The sequence below is a fragment of the Methylobacterium gregans genome (genome assembly GCF_022179245.1).
Classification (GTDB): Bacteria; Pseudomonadota; Alphaproteobacteria; order Rhizobiales; family Beijerinckiaceae; genus Methylobacterium; species Methylobacterium gregans.
This window is the reverse complement of the sequence record NZ_BPQM01000060.1, coordinates 1-24,022: the sequence shown is the minus strand read 5'-3', so window position 1 is coordinate 24,022 and position 24,022 is coordinate 1. Positions and strand designations below refer to the sequence as shown.

Here is a 24,022-nt window from a genome sequence, read left to right as displayed (position 1 = left end):
TTTTGTTAGACGCTCTAAGGGGGCCACCGGGCTTGAGCGCTTTGACGTAGCGAACGGTCACGAGGATGAGGCCGGTATCGATCAGGGTAACAGACACGATGTAACACCCTTGGTAACACCAAGAGCACCGTCTGTTGATACCTAAATGCCTGAAGACGCTGAGGAAAGCGCCACCGTAGTGGTGCCCAGGAAAGGACTCGAACCTTCACCTCTTGCGAGACTGGTACCTGAAACCAGCGCGTCTACCAATTCCGCCACCTGGGCAACCGTCCGTTTCCGGCGGTGTGGGGATGCGTGTAGGTGGTGAACGCGGCCGCGTCAATCCGGATTCTGCGGCGGCGTGCGCGGATCCGCGCAGGTGGGCGCGGCGCCGGCCGAGCGTCGCGGGACAACGAGACGCGATGGAACCGGCACCGCAGACGACCGTCTTGCCGCGGCCGCCCGGCCCCATCACCGGGGAACCCGCGCGCCGGCTGGTGCAGTGGGTCGGCTCGCGCGTTCTCACGGGTCTCTGGCGCTACGCCGGCGGCGTCGATGTCGGCCCGCTGCTTCGGCCTCTGGGTGTTGCCTACCGGCCGGATCGTCTTCGATCCCATGGTGCCTGGGCACGAGGCCTTCTATCGGGCGTTCGACGCCCGAATCGGCGCCCACGAGAAGCTCGCTGGGCCGCGCACGCAGCGGCTGGAATTCGTCGCCGCGGCGCGCCACCGACCGGGAGACGCCCGCATGCTCGACGTCGGCTGCGGGCGTGGCGGATTCCGCGCCCAGGTGCCGGGCACGCGCTAGAGCGGGCTCGATCCGAACGTCGCCGCGGAGAATCCGACGGGCGCGATCCTGGCCGAGAGCGTCGAGGCGCGCGCCCCGCCTCAGCCGGCAACGAACAGGCCGGCGATCGCCGCGCTCGTCAGGTTCGAGAGGCTGCCGGCCAGGATGGCGCGCAGGCCGTAGCGGGCGAGTTCGGGCCGCCGCTCGGGCACGAGGCTCGCGAAGCTCGCGAGCTGGATCGCGATCGAGGCGAGATTGGCGAAGCCGCAGAGCGCGAAGCAGACGATGGCCGTGCTGCGCGGGTCGAGCGTGCCGGCCTTCAGGGTGGGCGAGAGGTCGGCATAGGCCAGGAACTCGTTGAAAGCGAATTTCTGGCCGATGGCGCCCCCGACGCGCGCCGCCTCGCTCCAGGGCACGCCGAGCAGCCAGGCGAAGGGGCTCAAGACGGCGCCCAGCACGCCCTCGATCGACACCTGCGGGTAGCCGACGAGGCCGCCGAGAACGCCCAGGACGCCGTTGGCCAGCGCGATCAGCCCCACGAAGGCGATCAGCATGGCGCCGACTGAGACCGCGACCGCGAGTCCCTTCTGGGTGCCGTCCGCGGCGGCCTCGATCAGGTTCGCGGCCCGGCGCTCGCCGAAGGTGACGCGGGTCGTGACGATCCGGGTGGGCTCCACCGTGGGCATCAGGATCTTGGCGTAGAGCAGCCCCCCGGGAATCGCCATCGCGGAGGCCGCCAGCAGGTAGGTCATCGGCACGCCGAGCGCGGCGTAGCCCGCCAGGATCGAGCCCGCCGTCGAGGCGGCCCCGCTCGTCATCACGGCGAAGAGCTCGGCCCCCGTGAGCAGCATGAGAAAAGGGCGCAGCGCCACCGCGATCTCGCTCTGGCCGATCGCGACTGTGATCACCGCCGCGAAGGACTCGATCGGCGAAGTGCCGAGGAGGCGCCGGAGCACCGCACCAAGCCCCCGCGCCATCAGTTGCATCACGCCCAGATGGTAGAGGACGCCGATCAGGGCCGAGACGTAGAGGATCTGCGGCAGCACGCGCAGAGCCAGCACGAAGCCGGAGCCGCCGAACAGCTCGAACATCCGTGGCTCGACGAGACCGCCGAACAGGAAGGCCGTGCCGCGGTCGCCGTAGGCCAGGAGCGCCTGGACCACGCCCGCGGCGGCGCCGAGCGCGGCCTGGCCCGCCGGCACGAACAGCACCAGCGCGCCGAGCCCGACCTGCAGCGCCAGCGCGGGGAGCACCACCCGGAGGCGGATGGCCCGCCGGTTGCTCGAGAGCAGCACGGCGAGCCCAAGGAGCAGCAGGATGCTGGCGGCGGCGTGGATCAGGCGGTCGGTCATCGGGAACACGGGGCTGCGGGCGGCCGGAACCTTGGCCGTTCCGCCGCTCCATGGAAAGTTCGGGCCAGATGCCGACGGCCGCCCGGCTCGCGGGCGACGCCGGCTGGATAAGCCGCCCGCACAGCTCGAGGCCCTCGTCTGCACGCGCTCCCTTGCGCCGAACCGGTATCCACTTCCGCCAAGAGCGCTCTAGAACGCCCCCCATCTCCCACCGACGAAGGAACGGAACGTCATGGCGAGCCTGCGCGCGCATCTCGGCGCCTGGATGGTGCGGCGGAACGTCCGCAACCGCCTCGGCACGATGCAGGATGTCGGCCGGATCCGCGCCGTGCTCAACGGCGTCACCTTCCCGGACCCGGCGGGGGTCCGCTACGCGCCGGGCAGCCTCGGCGGCGTGCCGGGCGAGTGGGTGCGCCCGGCTTCCGGGGACGGGCCCCGGCTGTTCTACCTGCACGGGGGCGGCTTCGTCGCGTGTTCGGCCCGGACGCACAGGCCGGTCACGGGCGGCCTCGCCCAGCGCGGCCTCACGCTGTTCGTGCCAGATTACCGGCTCGCGCCCGAGCACCCCTTCCCGGCCGCGCTGGAGGATGCGCTGGCGGCCTGGACGGCCTTCGCGGCGGAGGGGCCGGGGGTGGTCGCGGGCGATTCCGCCGGCGGCAACCTCGCGCTCCTGCTCATGATCGCCGCGCGGGACCGCGGCCTGCCGTTGCCGCGGGCCGCCGCCCTGTTCTCGCCCGCCACCGATCTCGCCAAGACCGACGGCTCGCGCGTCTCGAATGCCCGGCGGGACGCGATGTTCGATCCCGTCGCGGTGGCCCGGCTCCTGCCGCTCTATCTCGGCGGCACGGACCCGGCCGACCCGGCGGTCTCGCCGCTGCGGGCCGACCTCTCGGGCCTGCCACCCCTGCTGTTCCACGTGGGCGAGCGCGAGATCCTGCGCGACGATTCCGTGCTGATGGCCGAGAAGGCCCGCGCCGCGGGTGTCGAGGCCGCCGCCGAGATCTTCCCCGTGGTCCCGCATGTCTGGCAGTTCGCCCACAGCATGGTGCCGGAGGCGCGCCGCTCGCTGGACACGGCGGCGTCGTTCCTGAAGCGCCACGCTGGGGCTGATACCGTTTCCGTCTGATCGCCTCGGTTCGGCCCTTCGCGCCGTCATCCCGGGGCCGCCAAGTCCCCTCGGTCGCAGAACCCTGGATCCATGAACACCGAAGTGTCAGGACAAAGAACTGCGGTGTTCATGAATTACACGCTCCGCGCGCGCCTTCGGGTCCGGGCTCGCTCGTCGCGCGCCCCGGAATGACGGCGCGGCGGGCCGGACCGGGCGTCCGCCGGGCCGGGCTCCTGCGACATCAGATCGCTGCGCGCCTGCGATGCCGGTCCTGTCTCCGCCGGCGCACCGAGGAGGAGGAACGACTGCGCGAGACGGGGGCCGAGACCAGCGCGAGCCGCAGCAAAGCCCACCCTCCCTCCCCGGTCGTATGGCGCTGGCTCGCGGATCGGGCTAATCCGGTACCGGGCCGAGGGCTTCCGTGCATGGACGTCGCCAGGCCGTCTCTCGAATCACTGTCCAGGCCGGCGCGCCCGGTCAGCGTCTCTCACTACTCTGCGTCGCCCTTCGAGGCGCGCGGGCCGATTGCTTAAGGGCGCGGCCGAAGGGCCGCCGCGCGAGGGGGGAACATCCGACGTGAGCCGAGCGAACGACGTCGCCCAGCGCATCGATCTGTCGGCCTGCGACCGCGAGCCGATCCACATCGTGGGCAGCGTCCAACCGCACGGCTTCCTTCTCGCCCTCGACGCGCGGAGCCTCATCGTCGTCCAGGCGAGCGCGAACGCGCCGGCGGCCGCCTCGGTCGGCACCGCCCTGGAGAACGCCTATCCGGACCTCGCCGCGCTCGCGAGCCGCTACCGCGACGCGGGGGATCAGGAGGACGGCGCGGCCTATCTGCGCACCGTGACGCTGGGCTCGGGCAGCACGCGCCAAGCCTACGAGGTCGCGGCCCACCGGGTCGACGACCTCCTCGTGCTGGAACTGGAGGAGACCGACGACGCCTCGGGCGATGCCGGGCTGGACGCGCTCACGGCACGCCTGCGCGCCTTCGTGCAGCGCCTGCACACGGCCCGCAGCGTCGAGGATCTCTGCGGCCTGCTCGCCCGGGACGTCCGCCACGTCACGGGCTTCGACCGGGCGCTCGTCTACCGTTTCGACCGCGACTGGCACGGCACCGTGGTCGCCGAGGACGGCAACGGCGTGCTGCCCTCCTATCTCGACCTGCGGTTCCCGGCCTCCGACATCCCCGCCCAGGCGCGCGAGCTCTACCGGCGCAACCGCCTGCGGATTATCCCGGATGCCGGCTACGCGCCGGTGCCGATCCGCCCCGGCACGACGCCCGCCGGCCGGCCCCTCGACCTCAGCCAGTCGGTGCTGCGCTCGGTCTCGCCGGTCCACGTCGCCTACATGCGCAACATGGGCACGATGGCGTCCATGTCGGTCTCGATCCTGGTCGACGGGGCGCTCTGGGGGCTGGTCTCCTGCCACAACGAGGGGCCGAAGCGCGTGCCGCTCCAGGCCCGCAACGCCTGCGACTTCCTCACCCAGATCTTCGCCCTGCAGCTCTCCGCCAAGGTGCGCGGCGAGCAGGCCGAGCAGCGCCTCGCGCTCGGCGCCATACAGGCGCGCCTCCTCTCCTTCATGGCGGAGGAGGACAGCTTCGTCGACGGGCTCCTCAACCACCCGGACGACGTGCTGGCGCTCGTGAACGCCTCCGGCGCGGCCGTCGTCACCGCCGACCGCTGCCGGCTCCTCGGGACGACGCCGCCGGAGCGGGCGGTGCGGGCGCTCTACGACTGGCTGTCGGCCCGCGGGGAGGCCGAGGACGTCTTCGTCACCGAGGCCCTGGCCGAGGCCTTCCCGCGCGCCGAGGGCTTCGCGGATCTCGCGAGCGGCCTGCTCGCGATCTCGGTCTCGAAGCGCTACGCGAGCTACATCCTCTGGTTCCGACCGGAGGTGGTGCGCACGGTGAAGTGGGGCGGCAACCCGGTGAAGGCCGCCAGCCCCGACCCCGAGGGCGGCCCGGACCGGCTGCACCCGCGCCAATCCTTCGAGATCTGGAAGGAGACGCTGAAGGGCCGCTCGCTGCCCTGGTCGCTCCCGGAGATCGAGGCCGCCAAGGACCTGCGCGCCTCGGTGCTCGGCATCGTGCTGCGCCGGGCCGAGGAACTCGCCGCGATGAGCGAGGAGCTGCAGCGCTCCAACAAGGAGCTGGAGGCGTTCTCCTACTCGGTCAGCCACGACCTGCGCGCGCCCTTCCGGCACATCGTCGGCTACGCGAACCTGCTCAGGAACCGCGAGGGCCCGAGCCTCTCGGACAAGGGGCGGCACTACGTCGAGACCATCATCGAGGCCGCGTTCTCGGCGGGCACCCTCGTCGACAACCTGCTGAGCTTCTCGCAGATGGGGCGGCACGCCCTGAACAAGGTGCCGGGCGACATGGGCGCGCTCGTCGAGGAGGTCCGGCGCAAGGTCCTGCGCGACGTGGATCCCGGCCGGGCGGTGCGCTGGGAGATCGGCCCGCTCGGGCGCGCCTACGCCGATCCGGCGATGCTCAGGCTCGTCGTTGAGAACCTGCTCTCGAACGCCGTGAAGTACACCCGCGACAGGCCCGAGGCGGTCATCGAGCTCGGGCGGCTGCCCCCGCGGGACGGGGAGAGCGTCTTCTACGTGCGCGACAACGGCGTCGGCTTCGACATGGCCTATGTCGACAAGCTCTTCGGCGTGTTCCAGCGCCTCCACCGCGTCGAGGAGTTCGAGGGCACCGGCATCGGGCTCGCCAACGTCCGGCGCATCGTCGAGCGCCACGGCGGGCGCACCTGGGCGGAGAGCACGCTCGGGGCGGGCGCGACCTTCTACTTCACCCTGCCGGTCCGCGAGGAGGCGCACTGAGATGGCGGCCCTGAAGCCGATCCTCCTCGTCGAGGACAACCCGAACGACATCGAGCTCACGCTCGCCGCGCTCGAATCGAGCCAGCTCGCCAACGAGATCGTCATCTGCCGCGACGGCGCCGAGGCGCTCGACTTCATCTATCGCCGTGGGGCCTACGAGGGCCGGCAGCACCAGGATCCGGCCGTGGTGCTGCTGGATCTGAAGCTGCCCAAGGTCGACGGCCTGGAGGTGCTCTCCAAGGTGAAGGGCGATCCCGCCACCCGCGGCATCCCGGTGGTCATGCTGACCTCGTCGCGGGAGGAGACGGACGTCGTCCGCTCCTACAATCTCGGCGTGAACGCCTTCGTGGTGAAGCCCGTCGCCTTCGACGAGTTCTTCGCCGCAATTAAGGAGATCGGCGTGTTCTGGGCACTCCTGAACGAGCCGCCGCCGCACCGGGGAGGCTGGCCATCGAACGCCTGATGGACGTCGCCGCGCCGCTGCGCATCCTGCATCTCGAGGACAGCGACCTCGACGCCGAGCTGATCGAGGCCGAGCTCGACCGCCTCGGGCCGGCCGTGCGAATCGTGCGAGTGATGAGCCGCGAGGCCTTCGCCGCCGAGGCGGTGCCGGGCCGGCACGACCTGATCCTGGCCGACTACGTGCTGCCGACCTTCGACGGCATCAGCGCGCTCGGCCTCGCCAGCGGGCAGTGCCCGGACATCCCCTTCGTCTTCTGCTCGGGCACGCTCGGCGAGGACGTCGCGGTCGAGGCGCTCAAGAACGGCGCCACCGACTACGTGACCAAGCAGCGGATCGACCGCCTGCCCCGCACGATCGTGCGGGCGCTCGCCGAGGCGCGCATCCGGGCCGAGAAGCGCGCGGCCGAGGCCGCCCTGCAGGCGCTCAACCGGACCCTGGAGGCGCGCGTCGCGGAGCGGACCCGCGAACTCGCCGAGGCCAACGCCGCGCTGGAAGCGCAGATCGAGGAGCGGGAGCGCGTCGAGGAGGCCCTTCGCCTGGCCCAGCGCCTCGAGGCCGTCGGACAGTTGACCAGCGGCGTGGCGCACGACTTCAACAACCTGCTCACCGTCATCGCCGGCAATATCGAGTTCCTGGAGCGCGCCGTCACCGACGAGCGCTCGAAACGGCGCCTCGACATGATGCGGGGCGCCGCCGCGCGCGGCGCCAACCTGACGGCCCAGCTCCTCGCCTTCTCCCGCCGCCAGCGGCTGGAACCGACCCCGGTCAGCCTGAACCGCACCGTCGCGTCGATGCACGACCTGCTCACCAGCTCCATCGGCGGGGCGGTGCGGATCGAGATCGCGCTGCACGAGGGGCTCTGGCCGGCGCTGGTCGACGCCACCCAGGTCGAGCTCGTCATCCTGAACCTCGCCATCAACGCCCGCGACGCGATGGCGGTGGGCGGCCGCCTCACCATCGAGACCGCCAACATGACGGTGGGGGCGCCGCCGACGCGGCCCGAGCACCCGCAGCCGGGCGCGTACGTCATGGTCTCGGTAAGCGATACGGGCACGGGCATGCCGCCGGAGGTGCTGGCGCGCGTGTTCGAACCGTTCTTCACCACCAAGGCGGTCGGCAAGGGCTCCGGCCTCGGGCTCGCCCAGGTCTACGGGTTCGTGAAGCAGTCCGGCGGCGGCATCCGAATCGACACGGTTCCGGGCGAGGGCACCTCGATCAAGGTGTACCTGCCGCGCGCCGAGGAGGCGGGCGCGGCCGCACCCGTCCCGGACGCGGAGATCGACTGCGCCCGCGCGCACCCGCCCGGCGCGCAGCCCGCGCTCCTCATCGTCGACGACGACGGCGGGGTGCGCGAGGTGACCGCGACGCGGCTCGTCGAGGCGGGCTACCACGTGCGCGAGGCGGCCTCGGGCCTGCAGGCCCTGGCGGCGCTCGAAGCGGACCCGTGCGTCGATCTCGTCGTGCTCGACTTCGCGATGCCCGGGATGAACGGGGCCGAGGTCGCGATCGAGCTCCGCAAGCGCTGGCCGCACGTTCCGGTCCTGTTCGTCACCGGCTACGCCGACACGGCGGCGCTGAGCCAGGCGGGGGCCTTGGGCGCCGAGGGCATCGTGCAGAAGCCGTTCCGGGACGGCGAGCTCGAGCGCAAGGTCGCCGCGACCCTCGCGGCCCACCCGGTGCCGCGCCTGCGGCTGGTCTCGCACCGGGACCGGAGCGCGTAGGCGGCGGGGCCCAGGGGCTCGCTCCACGCACGAACGGCCTGCGGTCGCGGGGTCCGGTCCGCTCTCACCGCCGTCATCTCAGGGCCGGCCGCAGGCGAGAGCCCGGGATGACGGAATGGGGCGGAAGCCGGTCTGATGAACCGGAAACGATCACGAGTAGCGAAAAATTGGAAACGATGCTTTTCGTCCGTTTCCATTTTCGATCCCACGATTCTCGATCAAGATGCTCCCATCGATGCAACCCTGAGGTAGCATCACGGACCCGGCGGATCCGGTGACCCCAGCGCGGGCGCCGCAATCGGCCGCGATCGAGAGGGAGCAGGCCGATGAGCTGGCACGGTGCGGACGATCCGATCCCGGGTGATCACTTCAGCTGCGACGCGATCAAGAGCCTGATCGTGCCCCGGTCGCGCGATCTGGGATCCTTCGCGGTGCGGCGCGCCCTACCCTCGGCCGAATGCCGGATGGTCGGCCCCTTCATCTTCTTCGACCAGATGGGGCCCTCCGAGTTCCTGCTGGGTCAGGGCATGGACGTGCGGCCCCACCCGCATATCGGCCTGTCCACCGTCACCTACCTGTTCGACGGCGAGATCATGCACCGCGACAGCCTCGGCACGGAGTTGCCGATCCGCCCGGGCGCGCTGAACTGGATGACCGCGGGCCGCGGCATCACCCATTCCGAGCGCACCGCGCCCGATCTCCGACAGTCCGGCTCCCGGCTGTTCGGCATCCAGAGCTGGGTCGCTCTCTCGGCGCAGGACGAGGAGACCACGCCGGCCTTCGAGCACTACGAGGCCGCCGCGCTCCCCGTGCTGACCGGCGAGGGCAAGACCGTGCGGCTGATCGCGGGCGAGGCCTTCGGGGCGCGCTCGCCCGTGCGCACATCGAGCCCGATGGTCTACGCCGACGTGGCGCTCGACGCCGGCGCCGTCCTCCCGCTCGATCCGACCTACGACGAGCGGGCGATCTACACGGTCGCCGGCGCGATCGAGATCGCCGGCGACGGCTTCGGCCCCGGCCAGCTGCTGGTGTTCCGGCCCGGCGACCGGATCAGCGTGCGCGCCACGCAGGCCGCCCGCTTCATGGTGCTCGGCGGCGAGCCGATGGACGGCCCGCGCCACCTCTGGTGGAACTTCGTCTCCTCGCGGCCCGAGCGGATCGCGCAGGCCAAGGAGGATTGGCGCCAGGGCCGGTTCGACACGGTGCCGAACGACGCGGAATTCATCCCGCTGCCGGAGGATCCCCCGCCGGTCCGCTACCCTTGAGCGGGCGCGGCGCCGGCACCCGGACCCTGGGCCGCGCGCCCGAGACCCACGCCGTTTCGGGGAGCGCCCGCCGGGCGCTCTTTCCGCCCCGCAGATCGAGGTTGAAGCACATCATGGCTGTCGAAGCGTCCGGTTCCGCGAGCGAGCTCGTCCAAGTCGTGTCCCTGCTCGCCGCGGGCGTCGTCGCGGTCCCGCTCTTCAAGCGGCTTGGGCTCGGCTCGGTCCTCGGCTACCTGCTGGCGGGGCTCGCCATCGGCCCCTTCGGCCTCCGCCTGTTCACCGACGCCCACGCGATCCTGCACGTGGCCGAGCTCGGTGTCGTGATGTTCCTCTTCATCATCGGCCTGGAGATGGAGCCGTCCCGGCTCTGGGGCATGCGCCGGGCCATTCTCGGCCTCGGCCTCGCGCAGGTCGGCGCCTGCATCGCGGCCCTCACGCTGGTCGGCGCCGCGATGGGATTCTCCGTCACTGTGGCCTTCGTCGCCGGCACCGGCTTCGTGCTGACCTCGACGGCGATCGTCATGCAGCTCCTGGAGGAGCGCGGCGCGCTCTCGACCCCGAAGGGCCAGCGCATCGTCGCCATCCTGCTCCTGGAGGACCTCGCGATCGTGCCGCTGCTCGCGGTGGTCGCGCTCCTGGCGCCGGGGGGTGCCGAGACGGGGGCCGCCGAGCGCGCCGCGGCCATCGCGGTCGCGCTGGCCTCGGTCGCCGCGCTCGTGGCGGCGGGCCGCTGGCTGCTCAACCCGCTGTTCCGCCTGCTCGCCGCCGCGAAGGCCCGGGAGGTGATGACGGCCGCGGCCCTGCTGGTCGTGCTGGGCTCGGCGCTGGCCATGCAGCTCGGCGGCCTCTCCATGGCCATGGGCGCGTTCCTCGCCGGCGTCCTGCTCTCGGAATCGAGCTTCCGGCACCAGCTGGAGGCCGACATCGAGCCGTTCCGCGGCATCCTGCTCGGCCTGTTCTTCCTCGGCGTCGGGATGTCCCTCGATCTGGCGGTGATCGCCGCGAACTGGGGCCTGATCCTGGCGGGCGTGGCCGCCTACATGCTGGTGAAGAGCCTCGTGATCTACGGCGTCGCCCGGGCGCTCCGGGCCTCGCATGCGGAGGGGCTGGAGCGCGCGGCACTGATGGCCCAGGGCGGCGAGTTCGCCTTCGTGCTCTACGCGGCCGCCGCGGGCGCCGGGATCATCGACGGCACCACCAACGCGATCCTCACCGCGACCGTCATCCTGTCGATGGCGCTCACGCCGCTGATGGTGATCGCCTTCGACCGCCTGGGACCGAAGGCCAAGCCCTCGCTCGACGGCCTCGAGGCTCCGGAGGATCTCTCCGGCAGCGCCTTGATCGTCGGCTTCGGGCGCTTCGGGCAGATCGCCAGCCAGCCGCTGATCTCACGCGGATGCCCCGTCTCGATCATCGACACGAATGCCCAGAACATCCGCCTCGCCGAGGGGTTCGGCTTCAAGGTCTATTACGGGGACGGCACCCGCCTGGACATCCTGCGGGCGGCCGGCGCCGCCACGGCGCGGGCGATCCTGATCTGCGTCGAGGACCCCGAGACGGCCCGGCGCGTCGCGGAGATCGCGCGGGCAGAGTTCCCCCTGGTTCCGGTCCTCGCCCGCGCCCGCGACCGGGAGCACGCGGTCCGGCTGATCGAGGCGGGCGTGGCCTACCAGATCCGCGAGACGGTCGAGTCGGCCTTCGCCCTCGGCGCGCAGGCGCTGCTGACGGTCGGGGCCGAGCCGGAGGCGGCCGAGGCAATCATGGCGGAGGTTCGCCGCCGCGACGCCGAGCGCCTCGAGCTCGAGACCGTCGGCGGGCTCTATGCCGGGCTCGACCTGATCCGCGGGAACGCCGCGGTGCCGGCCCACCGGGCGGGTTAGCGCACCGGCGCGCCGGCTCCTTGAGGTCGGCCGCGGCTGAGCCGGTGACGCAAGCTCGGGGCCTGCGGCTCTCGCGCCGCTTGTGCGGGGATTCAGGACGGCGCATAGCTGCCCGCTCGCGCCCGCCTGCACGGCGGGGTTGCGCAGATCCCGGCCGCGCGGCCGGCTCTCATGGCTCGCGAAAACCCTCGGTCCACCCGGCGGACGTCGCGCGGTCTCTGACGCACGCTCGGGGGGGCGGGAATTGGCATCTCAGGATCCTGACGGCACGCCCGCGGTCCGCGGCAAAGCCTGACCCCGTGAGCGACGCTCTGGCCTTTCTCGCGGGCGGCGGCGAGGCCGCGCGCATGATCCGGGAGCGCGACTGGGCGGATCACCCCCTCGGGCCGCCGGAGGCCTGGACGGCCGAGCTGCGGACCGCGCTCAGCCTGGTGCTGAACTCGCCCGAGAGCATGATCCTGGCCTGGGGCCCGGACCTGCACTTCTTCTTCAACGACACCTACTTCCCGCTCCTCGGCCCGCGGCTCGCCTGGGCGATGGGCGAGCGCTTCGACCGAGTCTGGGCGGACGGCTGGGAGCAGGCCCGGCCGATCATCGCCGAGGCCTTCGCCGGGCACAGCACGCGCTTCGTGGACCTGCCCTGGAAACTCGATACCGACCGCGGGCAGGCCGAGACGTGGTGGTCGTTCTCCTACTCGCGCGTGCTCGATGCGCGGGGCGCCGTCGCGGGCCTGTTCATCTTCACGAACGAGACGACCGCCCGTGTGCTGGGCGACCGGGCCCTTCGCGCCAGCGAGGCCTCCGTGCGGGAGCATGCCGACCGCGTGCAGCTCGCGCTGACCGCGGGCGCCATCATCGGCACCTGGCTCTGGGACCTGCCGACCGACCGCTTCACCGTCGACGAGGCCTTCGCACGCGCCTTCGGTCTCGACCCCGCCCTGGGTCGCGACGGGCTCAGCCTCGCCCAGGTGGTCGAAACCGTGCATCCGGACGACCGGGCCGGGCTGTCGGCGGCGATCGACGAGGTCATCGGCCGCGGCGGGCGCTTCGCCCACCAGTACCGGGTGCGCCGCCACGACGGGCACTATTACTGGCTGGAGGCCAACGGCCATGTCGAGCACGGCCTCGACGGCACCCCGCTGCGCTTCCCCGGGGTGCTGATCGACATGGAGGAGCGGCGCGCGCTGCTCGAGGAGCGCGACCGTGCCCTGACCGACCTGCGCCGCCTCAACGAGACCCTCGAGCAGCAGGTGCAGGCCCGCACGGACGAGCTGCGCCTCTACCGCGACATCGTGCAGTCGGACCCGTCCCCGATCCTCGCCTTCGACACCGAGCACCGGCTGATCGGCTTCAACCGGGCGCAGCGCGACGAATTCCTGCGCGTCATGGGGCACGACCATCGGGTCGGCGACGTCCCGCACGCGCATGTCCCGCCCGATCAGGCGCCGCTCATGCGCGCCCTCATGGACCGGGCGCTGGCCGGCGAGACGTTCTCGGTGATCGCGGAATTCGGCGACGCCGCACGCGCCAAGCCCACCTGGGACATGACCTACACGCCGCTGCGCGACGAGGGCAGCCGCATCGTCGGTGCGTTCCACCACGCGCGCGACATCTCGGCCCGCCTGCGCACGGAGCAGGAGCTCGACGCGCTGCAGGAGCAGCTGCGCCAGTCGCAGAAGATGGAGGCGGTGGGCCAGCTCACGGGGGGCGTCGCGCACGACTTCAACAACCTGCTCACGATCATCCGCTCCTCGGTCGACTTCCTGCGCCGCCCGGACCTGCCGGAGGCCCGCAGGACCCGCTACCTCGACGCCGTGACCGACACGGTGGAGCGGGCCGCCAAGCTCACCGGCCAGCTCCTGGCCTTCGCCCGGCGCCAAGCCCTCAAGCCCGAGGTGTTCGAGGTCGGCGCGCGGCTGCGCGGCATCGGCGACATGGTCGACACCGTCACGGGCGCACGCGTGCGCGTCCTGATCGCGGTGCCGGACCGGCCCTGCTTCGTGCGCGCCGATCCGAGCCAGTTCGACACAGCGCTCGTCAACATGGCGGTCAACGCGCGCGACGCAATGGACGGCGAGGGACGCCTGACCCTGCGCCTGGACTGCGCCGCCACGCTGCCGGCGATCCGCGGCCACGCCCCCTCCCCCAGCCCGTTCGCGGCAATCTCGGTGAGCGACACCGGCTCCGGCATCGCCCCCGAGCATCTCGCGCATATCTTCGAGCCGTTCTTCACGACGAAGGCCGTGGGCAAGGGCACGGGGCTCGGCCTCAGCCAGGTCTTCGGCTTCGCCAAGCAGTCGGGCGGCGACGTCGACGTGCGCAGCGCCAGGGGCGCCGGATCGACCTTCACGCTCTACCTGCCCGAGGAGCGGGCCGAGACCGCCGCGGCGCCCGACCGCTGCCCGGACCCGCTCCCGGCCCCGAGCGGCCATGGGCAGCGGGTGCTGCTCGTCGAGGACAACATCGAGGTCGGCCGCTTCTGCACGCAGATCCTCGACGATCTCGGCTACGCGACGGTCTGGGCGGCCAATGCCGAGGAGGCCCTGGAACGGCTCGGCCCCGACGGCGGCGGATTCGACGTGGTGTTCTCGGACGTGGTGATGCCGGGCATGGGGGGCTTCGCCCTCGCGGAGACGCTGCGCGAGCGCCTGCCCGCGCTGCCGGTGGTGCTCGCCTCGGGCTACAGCCACGTCCTCGCCCGGGAGGCCGATCACGGGTTCGAGCTCCTGCACAAGCCCTACTCGGCCGAGCAGCTCGCCCGCGTCCTGCAACGCGTCACGGGCCAGGCGGCGGCCCTGCGCGAGGGCACCGCCTCCTGAGGCCTCCCATCCCACGATCCAGGGCGCACCCGGCCTGCGGCCGGCACGGGTGGGATTCATCGGGATTCACGCCGGAACGCCCGGGTAGCCCGACGGTATCGGGCGCCCGGAACCGCCCGCCGACGGCGCCGGTTCCGCGCGACGCGTCCCGCTCAGCGGGAGGCAGGGTTTCGTCGCGCGCAGATCTCGCCGCTTGGTAGGCAATTTTTCGGCCCCGTCCGGTTGCTTCCGAGCACTGTTTTTCGGCTGGACACCCAACATCCCGCCAAGAAAAAACGAAGTAAACAATACTTGCTCGCCGCCCGGCTTAACCAAACCTGAGCGCCTCGGGCTAGCTCGCCCAAAATGTGATGCGAATAGGGCAGCGATGCCCTGCCTCATTTTGGCCGGGACCGGATTTGATTGGCGCCGCCGTCGCAAACAACAAAGGGAATGCGCATGGCCACGAAGCCTGTCTGCCGGACCGCCGCTGTGATCCTCGGCACCGTCGCGGCACTTGCCGCCGGTGTACCCGCCTCTGCCCAGAGCGGTGCAGCCTCCTGGTACGGCAGCGGACATCGGACCGCGAACGGCGAACGCTTCAACCCCAACGGTCTGACCGCCGCCCACCGCAGCCTGCCCTTCGGCACGCGGGTTCGGGTCGCCGACAAGCGCACCGGTCGCTCCGTCGTCGTGCGGATCAACGATCGCGGCCCCTTCGTGCACGGGCGCATCATCGATCTCTCCCGCGGCTCGGCCCGGGCGCTCGGCATGGGCGGCACCACCTACGTCTCGCTCCAGGTGGTGGACTGACACACCGCCGCGCGAGCGCACCGATCCCGCTCGCCGAAGGCTGAGGTCTCCCCGGGAGACCCGCGTGCCGGCCTCACCCCCCTGCTGCGGCTTCGGTGGGGCCGGCACGCGCGCAGCGCCCGCAGGGCGCGCAGCTCGTGCCCGCATCGGCGGCGTTGCCGCCGGCGGCCCGCACCCCCATCTCGCGCCTGGAACAGCAGGAACCCGCGCGCGATGGCAAAACCCCTGATCGTCGATATCCCGCACGACCTCGGACGCGAGGAGGCGCGCCGCCGGATCGAGACCGGCGTCGAGCAGGGCAAGGGCATGCTCGCCAAGAGCGGCGTCGCCGTCGACCGCCTCGGCTGGACCGGCGACCGCCTCGATTTCGCGCTCTCCGCGCTCGCCCAGAAGGTCGAGGGCGCGATCGATGTCGGGCCGGAGAGCGTGCGCGTCGAAGTGAAGCTGCCCTTCCTGCTCGCGATCTTCGCCGAGAAGATCCAGAACTCGCTCGGCAAGCAGGGCAACCTTCTGCTCACCAAGAAATAGGCTTCGGGCCGGCCGGCGCCCGGAACCGCCCGCCGGGCCTTCCGTTAGCCGCGACACGCCGAGGCCCTTCGGCGTGGCAGCGCAGGAGCGTAACCATGGCCAATCCCGGCGGAGTCCCCGAGGTGCCGGACCAGCCCGGCCCCGAGCCCGTGACGCCCTCGGAGCCGCCGACGGTTCCGAGCCCCGGCCCGGGCCCCGAAATCCCCGGCCACAGCCCACCCGAGACGCCCGGTGGCCAGCCGACCGAGATCCCGGTCGTCGACCCGACCCCGTCCTCCCCGACCGGTCCGGCGAACCCGACCGCCTGAGGCGGCGTCGCGGCGTTTGTGAAGGCCGGCGCGCGCTGTCATAAGCCCGCGCATGGCCGCCCCACCGCTCCTCACCCTCCAGGACATCGCGCTGACCTTCGGCGGCACGCCGCTGATCGAGCGCGCCGAGCTCACCATCGCGCCCGGCGAGCGCACCTGCCTCGTCGGCCGCAACGGCTCGGGCAAGTCGACGCTGATGCGCATCGCGGCGGGCCTCGTCGAGTCCGATGCGGGCAAGCGCTTCGTCCAGCCCGGCACCACGATCCGCTACCTCGCGCAGGAGCCGGATTTCTCCGGCTTTCCCACGACGCTCGCCTTCGTGGAGGCGGGGCTGGCGCCCGGCGATGCCAGCCACCGCGCCCGCTACCTGCTCGAGAGCCTCGGCCTCACGGGCGAGGAGGATCCGACCAAGCTCTCCGGCGGCGAGGGCCGGCGCGCGGCCCTCGCGCAGGCGCTGGCGCCCGAACCCGACGTGCTGCTCCTCGACGAGCCGACGAACCATCTCGACCTGCCGGCGATCGAGTGGCTGGAGGGGGAGCTCCGCGGCACCCGTGCGGCGCTGGTTCTGATCAGCCACGACCGGCGCTTCCTCTCGGCGCTCTCGCGCGCCACCGTCTGGCTCGACCGCGGCGTCACGCGCCGGATCGACCAGGGCTTCTCCGGCTTCGAGGCGTGGCGCGACGCCTTCTTCGAGGAGGAGGAGCGCGAGCGGCACAAGCTCGACCGCAAGATCGCCGCCGAGGAGGACTGGCTGCGCTACGGCGTCACCGCCCGGCGCAAGCGCAACGTGCGCCGGCTCGGCAACCTGCACGCCCTGCGGCAGGCAAGGCGGGAGGCGCGGCGGCCGGTCGGCAGCGTCAGCATGCAGGCGAGCGAGGCGGAGGGCTCCGGCACGCTGGTGATCGAGGCCAAGGACATTTCGAAGGCCTACGGCGCGCGCACGATCGTCGATCGCCTGTCGCTGCGCGTCACCCGCGGCGACCGGCTCGGCATCGTCGGCGCGAACGGGGCCGGCAAGACGACGCTGCTCAACCTGCTGATGGGCCAGCTCGCGCCCGATTCCGGCACGGTGCGGCTCGGAACGAACCTGCAGCCCGTGATCCTCGATCAGGCGCGGGCGACGCTGGAGCCGAGCCAGACGGTGAGCGACGTGCTCACCGGCGGGCGCGGCGATTCCGTCACCGTCAACGGCCAGAGCCGGCACGTGATCGGCTACCTCAAGGACTTCCTGTTCTCCCCCGAACAGGCCCGCACGCCGGTCTCCGTTCTCTCGGGCGGCGAGCGCAACCGGCTGCTGATCGCCCGGGCGCTGGCCCAGCCCTCGAACCTGCTGGTCCTCGACGAGCCGACGAACGACCTCGACCTCGAGACCCTCGACCTCCTCCAGGAGATGCTGGACGATTATGCCGGTACGCTGCTGCTGGTGAGCCACGACCGCGACTTCCTCGACCGGGTGGTCGGCAGCGTTCTGGTCTCCGAGGGCGAGGGCCGCTGGATCGAGTACGCGGGCGGCTACTCGGACATGATCACCCAGCGGGGCGTGGGGGTGCAGGCCCGCGCCGCGGCGGCCCGCAAGGAATCGAGGGCCGAGAAGGCCGAGCCGCGCGAGCGGGCCTCCGCGCCCGCCGCGAAGCCGAAGCTCGGCTTCAAGGACCAGCACGAGCTGAAGACGCTGCCCGACCGGATGAAGAAGCTGGAGGCGGCGATCGCGCAGCTGCGCGAGATCCTGGCCGATCCCGGCCTCTACGCCCGCGACCCGGCCCGCTTCGACAAGGCGAGCACGATGCTGGCCCAGGCCGAGACCGAGCTCGCCGGGGCGGAAGATCGCTGGCTGGAGCTGGAGATGCTGCGCGAGGCCGCGGGCGCCTGAGGCGCCGCGCGGCCTTCAAGATGCCGGAAAGTCGGGCTGATCTGGCAGCCTGCGGATCAGCCCTGCGAGACCGCCCGTGCCGCTGCCCGATCGACAGACCCGTCTCCGCCGCGTCGGCTGGCTCGCCGGCCTGCCGCTGCTCGCGCTGGCCTGGGGCGGAGCCACCCTCCTCGCGGCCCCTCGGATCGGCGCGCGGATCGAGGCGGAGGCACGGGACGTGGCGCGCCTCACGGAAGACCGGGAGGGCGAACCCTGGCTGCGGGTCGCCGCGCGGGGACGCGATCTCGTGGCCAAGGGGGAAGCCCCGGGCGAGGCCGAGCGCGCCACCGTGCTGACGCGGCTGGCGGCCCTGCCGAGCCCGCGCCGGATCGTCTCCGAGATCGGCCTCGTCGAGACCGCCGCGCCCTTCGTCTGGTCGGCGGAGCGGACGGGGGCGGGCATCGCCCTCTCGGGGAACCGTCCCGCCGAGATCGGCCGCCGCGCCCTGGAGGAGACGCTCGTCGCCGCGCTGCCCTCCGGGTCCCGGCTCACCGACGAGGCCCGTGCGGCGCGCGGCGCCCCGCCGGATTTCCCCGCGGCCGCGGCCTACGCCGCCGCGAAGCTCTCGCGCCTCGCCCGCGGCGCCAGGGTCAGCCTCACCGACACGGTGATCTCGGCGTCCGGCGAGGCGGTGGACGTCGCGGCCTACGACGCGCTCCGGGGCGGCTTCGGCGAGCCGCCGCGCGGCTACAGCATCGGGCGGATCGACATCCTGCCGCCGAGCGTGTCCGACTTCCGCTTCGCGGTGGAGCGCCTGCCCGGCGGCGGGCTTGTGCTGACCGGCCACACGATCTCGGAGAATGCGCGGGCCGAGATCCGCAAGGCGGCGACCGAGGCCGCGGCGGGCGCCTTCGTGGACGACCGCACCCGGACCGCGCGCGGCCTGCCGCCCGGAATCGAGCCGGGGGCGCTGGCCGGCGCGATGCTGGCGCTCTCCGACCTTCTGCAGAGCGGGCGCGTCACCTTCGAGAACGGCCGGGTCTCGGTCGCGGGAGACGCCCTCGACGCGCAGGCGGTCGGGGAGGCCGAGACGCTGATGCGCGTCCGCCTGCCGGCCGGCGTCGCGGCCGGATCGGTGGCGCTCGCGGTCCGACCGCTCTCGCCCTACCGGGTCAGCCTGCGCCGCGAGGCCGACAGCGTGGTCGTCACCGGGCATCTGCCGGGCCCGGAGGCGCGCGAGCGTCTGCTGGCCGCGCTCCGTCCGCGCTTCTTCCGCGAGCGCGTCCTCGACCGCACCCGCCTCGCGGACGGCGCGCCCCCGAACCTCTCGTCGGCCCTCGAAGCGGCCGTGCCGGCGCTGGCGAACCTCGCCGAGGGCGAGATCGCGGTGGCGGACGCGAACCTCGTGCTGACCGGCGAGAGCCTCTACCGCGAGAGCGCCGAGCGCGTGACCGAGAGCCTGCCCCGGGCGCTGCCCGCGGGCTGGACCGCCCGCGTTGCCGTTCAGCCGCGCGGCACCGCGCCGCGGCGCGAGCCCGAGTCCTGCCGGACGAGCCTCGACGCCGCCTGGAGCGAGCGCCTCCGCTTCGAGCCCGGCAGCACCGCGCTGACGGCGGCGATGTACCCGATCCTCGACGCGGCCGCGTCCCTCGCGAAGGCCTGCCCCACCCTGCGGCTGGCGGTGACCGGCCATGCCGACCCGCCGGGCGCCAAGCCGCAGAAGCCCGCCGAGCCCGCTCCGGAGACCAAACCGGCCGAGGCTGCGGAGAAGGACGCGACGAGCAAGGCGGTCAAGGGGACGGCCAAGGGGGGGCCCAAGGGGGCGGCGAAGACTCCGGCGAAGCCCCCCCCGAAGCCGGAGCCGCCACCCGAGCCTTCCGGCGAGGACCTCGCGCGGCTGCGCGCTCAGGTTGTGGTCGAGTACCTGCTCCAGGCGGGCGCCGCCGCCGGCCAGGTCGCGGTCGCCGACGGGCCGGCGGGCGAGCGCCGCAGCGTGGCCCTGGCGTCGGGGCCTTGATCACTGGCCCTCGATTGCTGCTCGAACCATCCTGCTTGAAACGCCCTGACCCGCTCCTGCACCGGCGCGCCCGTGTGCTCGGTTGCGGGCCGCTCGAAGATGAGGCCGCGTGATCGTTCTGTTGGCCGGCCTCTGGCCGGGACTGGCCGTGGCCCTTCTCCTCGGGCTCGGCGTCGGCGCCCTCTCGGGCTGGCCGCGGGACCGCGCGATCCCGCTCGGCCTCGGCGTCCTCGCGCTCCTGCTCGCCGGGCTCGCGACCTCGGGCCTGGTCACGGGGCTGGCCGACTTCGGGCTGGACGGCGGCGCGCTGATGCTCGCCGCCTACCTCGTGGGCTGCGCGCTCGGAAGTCTCGCGCACGGGCAGCGCCCCGACCGAGACAGGCTGTAGGCCCGAAGCGCTCAGGGTTGCGAGCCGACGGCGGTCACCGGACCGGTCGCCCGCTCCGACGCGACCACCACCTCGGTCTTCACCGAGTTCGCGATGAAGCATTCCGCGTGCGCCTCGTGATGGAGGCGGGCCAGCGTCTCCGCATCGGGCTCGCCGCCCGACCAGGCGATCTCCGGGCGCAGCGTCACCCGCGTCACCGCATGCCGCCCCGGATCGACCTCCGCCATCACGCCCTCGGCCCGGTCGCGATAGGCGCACACGGAGAAGCCCGCCAGGCGGGCGCGGTGGAGAAAGGTCAGCATGTGGCAGCTCGACAGAGCCGCCACCAGCATCTCCTCGGGGTCGACCGCCTCCGGCACGGCCCACTTGCCGACGACGTGGGGCGAGGCGGAGCCGGCGAGCGTCGCGCCGCCGTCGAAGCCGAGGCTGTGGCCCCGGCTGTAGCGGCCGTTCGGAAAATCCTCGCCGGGCCGCAGGGCCCAGGCAATCTCGGCGATGTGCGTCGACATGCATCCCTCTCCCGGTCTCATCCCACCCTGGGGCGACCCGGACAGGCGGGAGGTGCAGGCGCACACCCCGCCGACCGTGTCCGCCGCGCTTTCGCGCGGGCGGCGGCGCTCCCGTGGGAACCGGAGACTGCGCCCGCCGCGTTCTGATCTTCGACCGGGAGCCCAGGGCTCCTCCCACCGAAGAGCGACAGGGTGCAACCCGATGCCCCATCCTGACAACCGATCCCGCCGGGGTCTGCGGCCGCGGGCCGGCGGCCCCGCCACGGCGCTGTTCCTGGCCGGCCTCGGCTTCGCGGCCGTCTCCGCGGCCGTCGCGCCCCTCGGCGCCCGCTTCGTCGCGCCGGCCTCGGCCCAGTCGGCCGCGAGCCGGATCGACCAGCCCACGGCCGGCACGCTCCCGCCGGGCACCACCACCGTGAAGGAGGCGCACCCGGAAGCCGCGCACAAGCCGAACGACGGCGTATCGGCCCCGCGCGCGCTCAAGCCTTCGACGGCCGTAACCCCGGACGAGGGCGGGGGTCGCGTCAACCCGAAGGATCACCTGCCGGGTTCCATGCGCAGAGGGGGTTGATCGGGACCGTCGATCGGCACGCCCGATCCCCGCAGCTTCCGCCCGGTGTCGCCCGCGTGCGACGCCGGGCGGAGACGCGCATCGAACACTCGCAAAGCTCCCGGAACCTCCCTATAAGCGCCGCTTCGCGCGAGGATTCGCGCCAGACGACGCCGCGAGGTGGCGGGAGTTACGATTATGGGCGAGCGTTCGACGTCAAAGACTTGGTCCCCGAAGAGCTGGCGCGGCCTGCCGATTCAGCAGGTCCCGGCTTATCCGGACGCGACCGCGCTGAAGGCCGTCGAGGACCAGATCGCGAGCTTTCCGCCCCTCGTCTTTGCCGGTGAGGCCCGCAAGCTGAAGGCGTCGCTCGCGCGCGTCGCCGCGGGCGAAGCCTTCCTGCTGCAGGGCGGCGATTGCGCCGAGAGCTTCGACGAGCACTCCGCCGACAACATCCGCGACTTCTTCCGCGTCTTCCTGCAGATGGCGCTGGTGCTGACCTTCGCGGGCGGCTCGCCGGTGGTGAAGGTCGGGCGCATCGCGGGCCAGTTCGCCAAGCCCCGCTCCTCGCCGACCGAGACGCTCGACGGCGTCTCGCTGCCGAGCTACCGCGGCGACATCGTCAACGGCATCGGCTTCACGGACGAGGCCCGCGTGCCGGATCCGCGCCGCCAGCTCGAGGCCTACCGGCAGTCGGCGGCGACGCTGAACCTGCTGCGCGCCTTCGCGACCGGCGGCTACGCCAACCTCGACAACGCGCATCGCTGGATGCTGGGCTTCGTGAAGGACAGCCCCCAGTCCTCGCGCTACCAGGACGTGGCCGGCCGGATGTCGGACGCGCTGCACTTCATGCAGGCGATCGGGATCAATCCCGAGACCCATCAGGAGGTGCGCACGACCGACTTCTACACCAGCCACGAGGCCCTGCTGCTCGGCTACGAGGAGGCGCTGACCCGCGTCGATTCGACGAGCGGCGACTGGTACGCCACCTCGGGCCACATGCTGTGGATCGGCGACCGCACCCGGCAGCCCGACCACGCGCACGTGGAGTACGCCCGCGGGATCAAGAACCCGATCGGCCTCAAGTGCGGCCCGTCGATGACCGCCGAGGGGCTGATCGGCCTGATCGACCAGCTCAACCCCGAGAACGAGGCGGGCCGCCTCTCGCTGATCTGCCGCTTCGGCGCGGACAAGGTCGGCGAGCACCTGCCCCGGCTGGTCCGGGCGGTGGAGCGCGAGGGCCGCAGTGTGACCTGGGTCTGCGACCCGATGCACGGCAACACCATCGCGGCCGGCCGCTACAAGACGCGGCCGTTCGAGCGGGTGATGCAGGAGATCGAGGGCTTCTTCGGCGTGCACCGCGCCGAGGGCACGGTCGCGGGCGGCATCCACCTGGAGATGACCGGCAAGGACGTCACCGAGTGCACGGGCGGCGCCCGGGCGCTCACGGCGGACGACCTGCAGGACCGCTACCACACCTACTGCGACCCGCGCCTCAACGCGGAGCAGGCGCTGGAGGTGGCCTTCCTCACCGCCGAGCTGATCAAGCGCGAGCGCGCCGAGATCGAGCGCCCGCGCCTCGACGCGGCGGAGTGAGCCGGGGGGCCGGCGGCGGGCGCAACCCGCCGCCGCTCCGGGCTCAGTGCAGCCAGTTGGTGAAGAAGTAGATCAGGAGGATGATCGGCAGCGGTATGCCGATCAGCCAGAGAAGACCACCCTTGAGCATCGCGGAACTCCTACAACCGTAAGCTGCGACCCAACGGGGCGGCTCGCGCGGTAGTTCCGAGATTCAGGCGATGGCGCGGTGGATCGCGCCGTTCCAGCGCCGGATGACCGCCGGCACGTCCTCGACCGGCACCGGGCGGCTGAACAGATAGCCCTGGACCTCGTCGCAGCCCTCGGCACGCAGCGTGGCGAGCTGTTCCTCGGTCTCGACACCCTCGGCGGTCGTGGTCATGCCGAGGCTGTCCCCGAGTCCGATCACCGCGCGCACGATGAAGTCGGTGCCGTTCGGAGCCCCGAGATCGCGCACGAAGGACTGGTCGATCTTGATCTTGTCGAAGGGGAACGAGCGCAGGTAGCTGAGCGACGAGTAGCCGGTTCCGAAATCGTCCATGGAGACCCGCACGCCCAGGCCCTTCAGGCTGTGCAGGATCGCGGTGGTCGCCCCGGGATTGGCGACCAGCACGGACTCGGTGATCTCCAGCTCCAGGCGGCGCCCCGGCAGGCCGGAACCGCGCAGCGCGTCGCGCACGGCGGTCACGAGGCTCGCCGAGGTGAACTGCACCGCCGAGACGTTGACCGCGACCTTGATCCCGTCCGGCCAGCGGCTCGCCTCGGCGCAGGCCCGGCGCAGCACCCACTCGCCCAGCGGCACGATCAGGCCGATCTCCTCGGCGACCGGGATGAACTCGGCCGGCGAGACCCGCCCGCGCGCCGGGTGGTTCCAGCGCAGCAAAGCCTCGAAGCCGCAGATCCGGTCGGACGCGAGATCGTAGATCGGCTGGTAGTTGAGTTCGAAGGCCTCCGCGACCAGCGCCTCGCGCAGGTCCTGCTCGAGCAGGCGCCGGGCCTGGATGCGGGCGTCCATCTCCGGCTCGAAGAAGCGGAAGGCGCCCCGCGCCTCGGATTTGGCCCGGTCGAGGGCCATGTCGGCGCTCTTGAGCAGCCGGTCGCAGCTCGAACCGTCGCCGGGCGCCAGCGCGATGCCGATCGTGAGCCCGAGCGTGACGCCGTGGTGCGCGAGGCGGTAGGGGGCGTTCACGACGTCGAGGATGCGGCGGGCCAGGATCGCGGCCTCCTCCGGCCGCTCGATCCCGCGCTGCAGCACCGCGAACTCGTCCGCGCCGACGCGGGCGACGCCGTCGATCTCGCGG

19 protein-coding genes and 1 tRNA gene are annotated in these 24,022 nt (G+C 72.3%); 16 read left to right on the top strand and 4 right to left on the bottom strand.

The window, feature by feature from the left end:
- Window positions 1–179: 179 nt before the first annotated feature.
- A tRNA-Leu gene (locus tag MFF54_RS13075) sits at window positions 180–264 on the bottom strand.
- Window positions 265–534: 270 nt separating this feature from the next.
- Here MFF54_RS13075 and MFF54_RS13070 point away from each other — a divergent pair.
- A complete protein-coding gene (locus tag MFF54_RS13070; RefSeq protein ID WP_238303355.1) occupies window positions 535–786 on the top strand; it encodes a hypothetical protein in 252 nt (83 codons plus the stop codon).
- 80 nt (window positions 787–866) lie between these two features.
- Here MFF54_RS13070 and MFF54_RS13065 read toward each other — a convergent pair whose 3' ends face one another.
- Window positions 867–2,117 carry a NupC/NupG family nucleoside CNT transporter gene (locus MFF54_RS13065; RefSeq protein ID WP_238303353.1) on the bottom strand — a complete coding sequence of 417 codons (1,251 nt, stop codon included), beginning with the start codon at window positions 2,115–2,117 and terminating at the stop codon, window positions 867–869.
- 232 nt (window positions 2,118–2,349) lie between these two features.
- Between MFF54_RS13065 and MFF54_RS13060 the strand changes: the two genes are divergently transcribed.
- The 13 genes from MFF54_RS13060 (at window position 2,350) to MFF54_RS13000 (ending at window position 20,087) form a co-directional block, all read left to right on the top strand.
- A complete protein-coding gene (locus tag MFF54_RS13060) occupies window positions 2,350–3,243 on the top strand; it encodes an alpha/beta hydrolase (protein WP_238303352.1) in 894 nt (297 codons plus the stop codon).
- A 558-nt stretch (window positions 3,244–3,801) separates the two neighbouring features.
- Window positions 3,802–6,057, top strand: coding sequence for an ATP-binding protein (locus MFF54_RS13055; RefSeq protein ID WP_238303351.1), 2,256 nt, complete (start codon window positions 3,802–3,804; stop codon window positions 6,055–6,057).
- A gap of 1 nt (window position 6,058) precedes the next feature.
- Window positions 6,059–6,520 carry a response regulator gene (locus MFF54_RS13050; protein WP_238303350.1) on the top strand — a complete coding sequence of 154 codons (462 nt, stop codon included), beginning with the start codon at window positions 6,059–6,061 and terminating at the stop codon, window positions 6,518–6,520.
- On the top strand, window positions 6,520–8,241 hold the full coding sequence (locus MFF54_RS13045) for a response regulator (protein WP_238303349.1): 1,722 nt from the start codon (window positions 6,520–6,522) through the stop codon (window positions 8,239–8,241). Before MFF54_RS13050 ends, MFF54_RS13045 begins: the two co-directional genes overlap by 1 nt.
- A 326-nt stretch (window positions 8,242–8,567) precedes the next feature.
- Window positions 8,568–9,506 (top strand): pirin family protein, encoded by a 939-nt coding sequence (locus MFF54_RS13040; RefSeq protein WP_238303348.1) that lies wholly within the window; start codon window positions 8,568–8,570, stop codon window positions 9,504–9,506.
- A 113-nt stretch (window positions 9,507–9,619) separates the two neighbouring features.
- Window positions 9,620–11,386, top strand: coding sequence for a monovalent cation:proton antiporter-2 (CPA2) family protein (locus MFF54_RS13035; RefSeq protein ID WP_238303347.1), 1,767 nt, complete (start codon window positions 9,620–9,622; stop codon window positions 11,384–11,386).
- A 299-nt stretch (window positions 11,387–11,685) separates the two neighbouring features.
- Window positions 11,686–14,205, top strand: a complete 2,520-nt coding sequence (locus tag MFF54_RS13030; protein ID WP_373321158.1) for a PAS domain-containing protein — start codon at window positions 11,686–11,688, stop codon at window positions 14,203–14,205.
- Window positions 14,206–14,643: 438 nt separating this feature from the next.
- A complete protein-coding gene (locus tag MFF54_RS13025) occupies window positions 14,644–14,997 on the top strand; it encodes a septal ring lytic transglycosylase RlpA family protein (protein WP_370880183.1) in 354 nt (117 codons plus the stop codon).
- A gap of 213 nt (window positions 14,998–15,210) precedes the next feature.
- A complete protein-coding gene (locus MFF54_RS13020; protein ID WP_238303345.1) occupies window positions 15,211–15,525 on the top strand; it encodes a polyhydroxyalkanoic acid system family protein in 315 nt (104 codons plus the stop codon).
- 95 nt (window positions 15,526–15,620) lie between these two features.
- Window positions 15,621–15,833: a hypothetical protein gene (locus MFF54_RS13015; protein WP_238303344.1), complete on the top strand. Its 213-nt coding sequence runs from the start codon at window positions 15,621–15,623 to the stop codon at window positions 15,831–15,833.
- A gap of 52 nt (window positions 15,834–15,885) precedes the next feature.
- Complete coding sequence (locus MFF54_RS13010; protein WP_238303343.1) at window positions 15,886–17,703, top strand: ATP-binding cassette domain-containing protein; 1,818 nt, start codon at window positions 15,886–15,888, stop codon at window positions 17,701–17,703.
- A gap of 76 nt (window positions 17,704–17,779) precedes the next feature.
- Window positions 17,780–19,699 carry an OmpA family protein gene (locus tag MFF54_RS13005; RefSeq protein WP_238303342.1) on the top strand — a complete coding sequence of 640 codons (1,920 nt, stop codon included), beginning with the start codon at window positions 17,780–17,782 and terminating at the stop codon, window positions 19,697–19,699.
- A gap of 109 nt (window positions 19,700–19,808) precedes the next feature.
- On the top strand, window positions 19,809–20,087 hold the full coding sequence (locus MFF54_RS13000; RefSeq protein ID WP_238303341.1) for a hypothetical protein: 279 nt from the start codon (window positions 19,809–19,811) through the stop codon (window positions 20,085–20,087).
- An 11-nt stretch (window positions 20,088–20,098) separates the two neighbouring features.
- On the opposite strand, the gene MFF54_RS12995 is transcribed toward MFF54_RS13000, so the two are convergent.
- Window positions 20,099–20,596, bottom strand: a complete 498-nt coding sequence (locus tag MFF54_RS12995; RefSeq protein WP_238303340.1) for an OsmC family protein — start codon at window positions 20,594–20,596, stop codon at window positions 20,099–20,101.
- Window positions 20,597–20,798: 202 nt separating this feature from the next.
- On the opposite strand from MFF54_RS12995, the gene MFF54_RS12990 reads away from it, so the two are divergent.
- Together MFF54_RS12990 and MFF54_RS12985 are read left to right on the top strand one after the other, a co-directional pair.
- A complete protein-coding gene (locus MFF54_RS12990; protein ID WP_238303339.1) occupies window positions 20,799–21,167 on the top strand; it encodes a hypothetical protein in 369 nt (122 codons plus the stop codon).
- A 177-nt stretch (window positions 21,168–21,344) separates the two neighbouring features.
- Window positions 21,345–22,742 (top strand): class II 3-deoxy-7-phosphoheptulonate synthase, encoded by a 1,398-nt coding sequence (locus MFF54_RS12985; RefSeq protein WP_238303338.1) that lies wholly within the window; start codon window positions 21,345–21,347, stop codon window positions 22,740–22,742.
- Between the two features lie 193 nt (window positions 22,743–22,935).
- Here MFF54_RS12985 and MFF54_RS12980 read toward each other — a convergent pair.
- Window positions 22,936–24,022, bottom strand: a 1,087-nt coding sequence (locus MFF54_RS12980) for a putative bifunctional diguanylate cyclase/phosphodiesterase (protein WP_238303337.1), incomplete at its 5' end; no start/stop codon positions are given.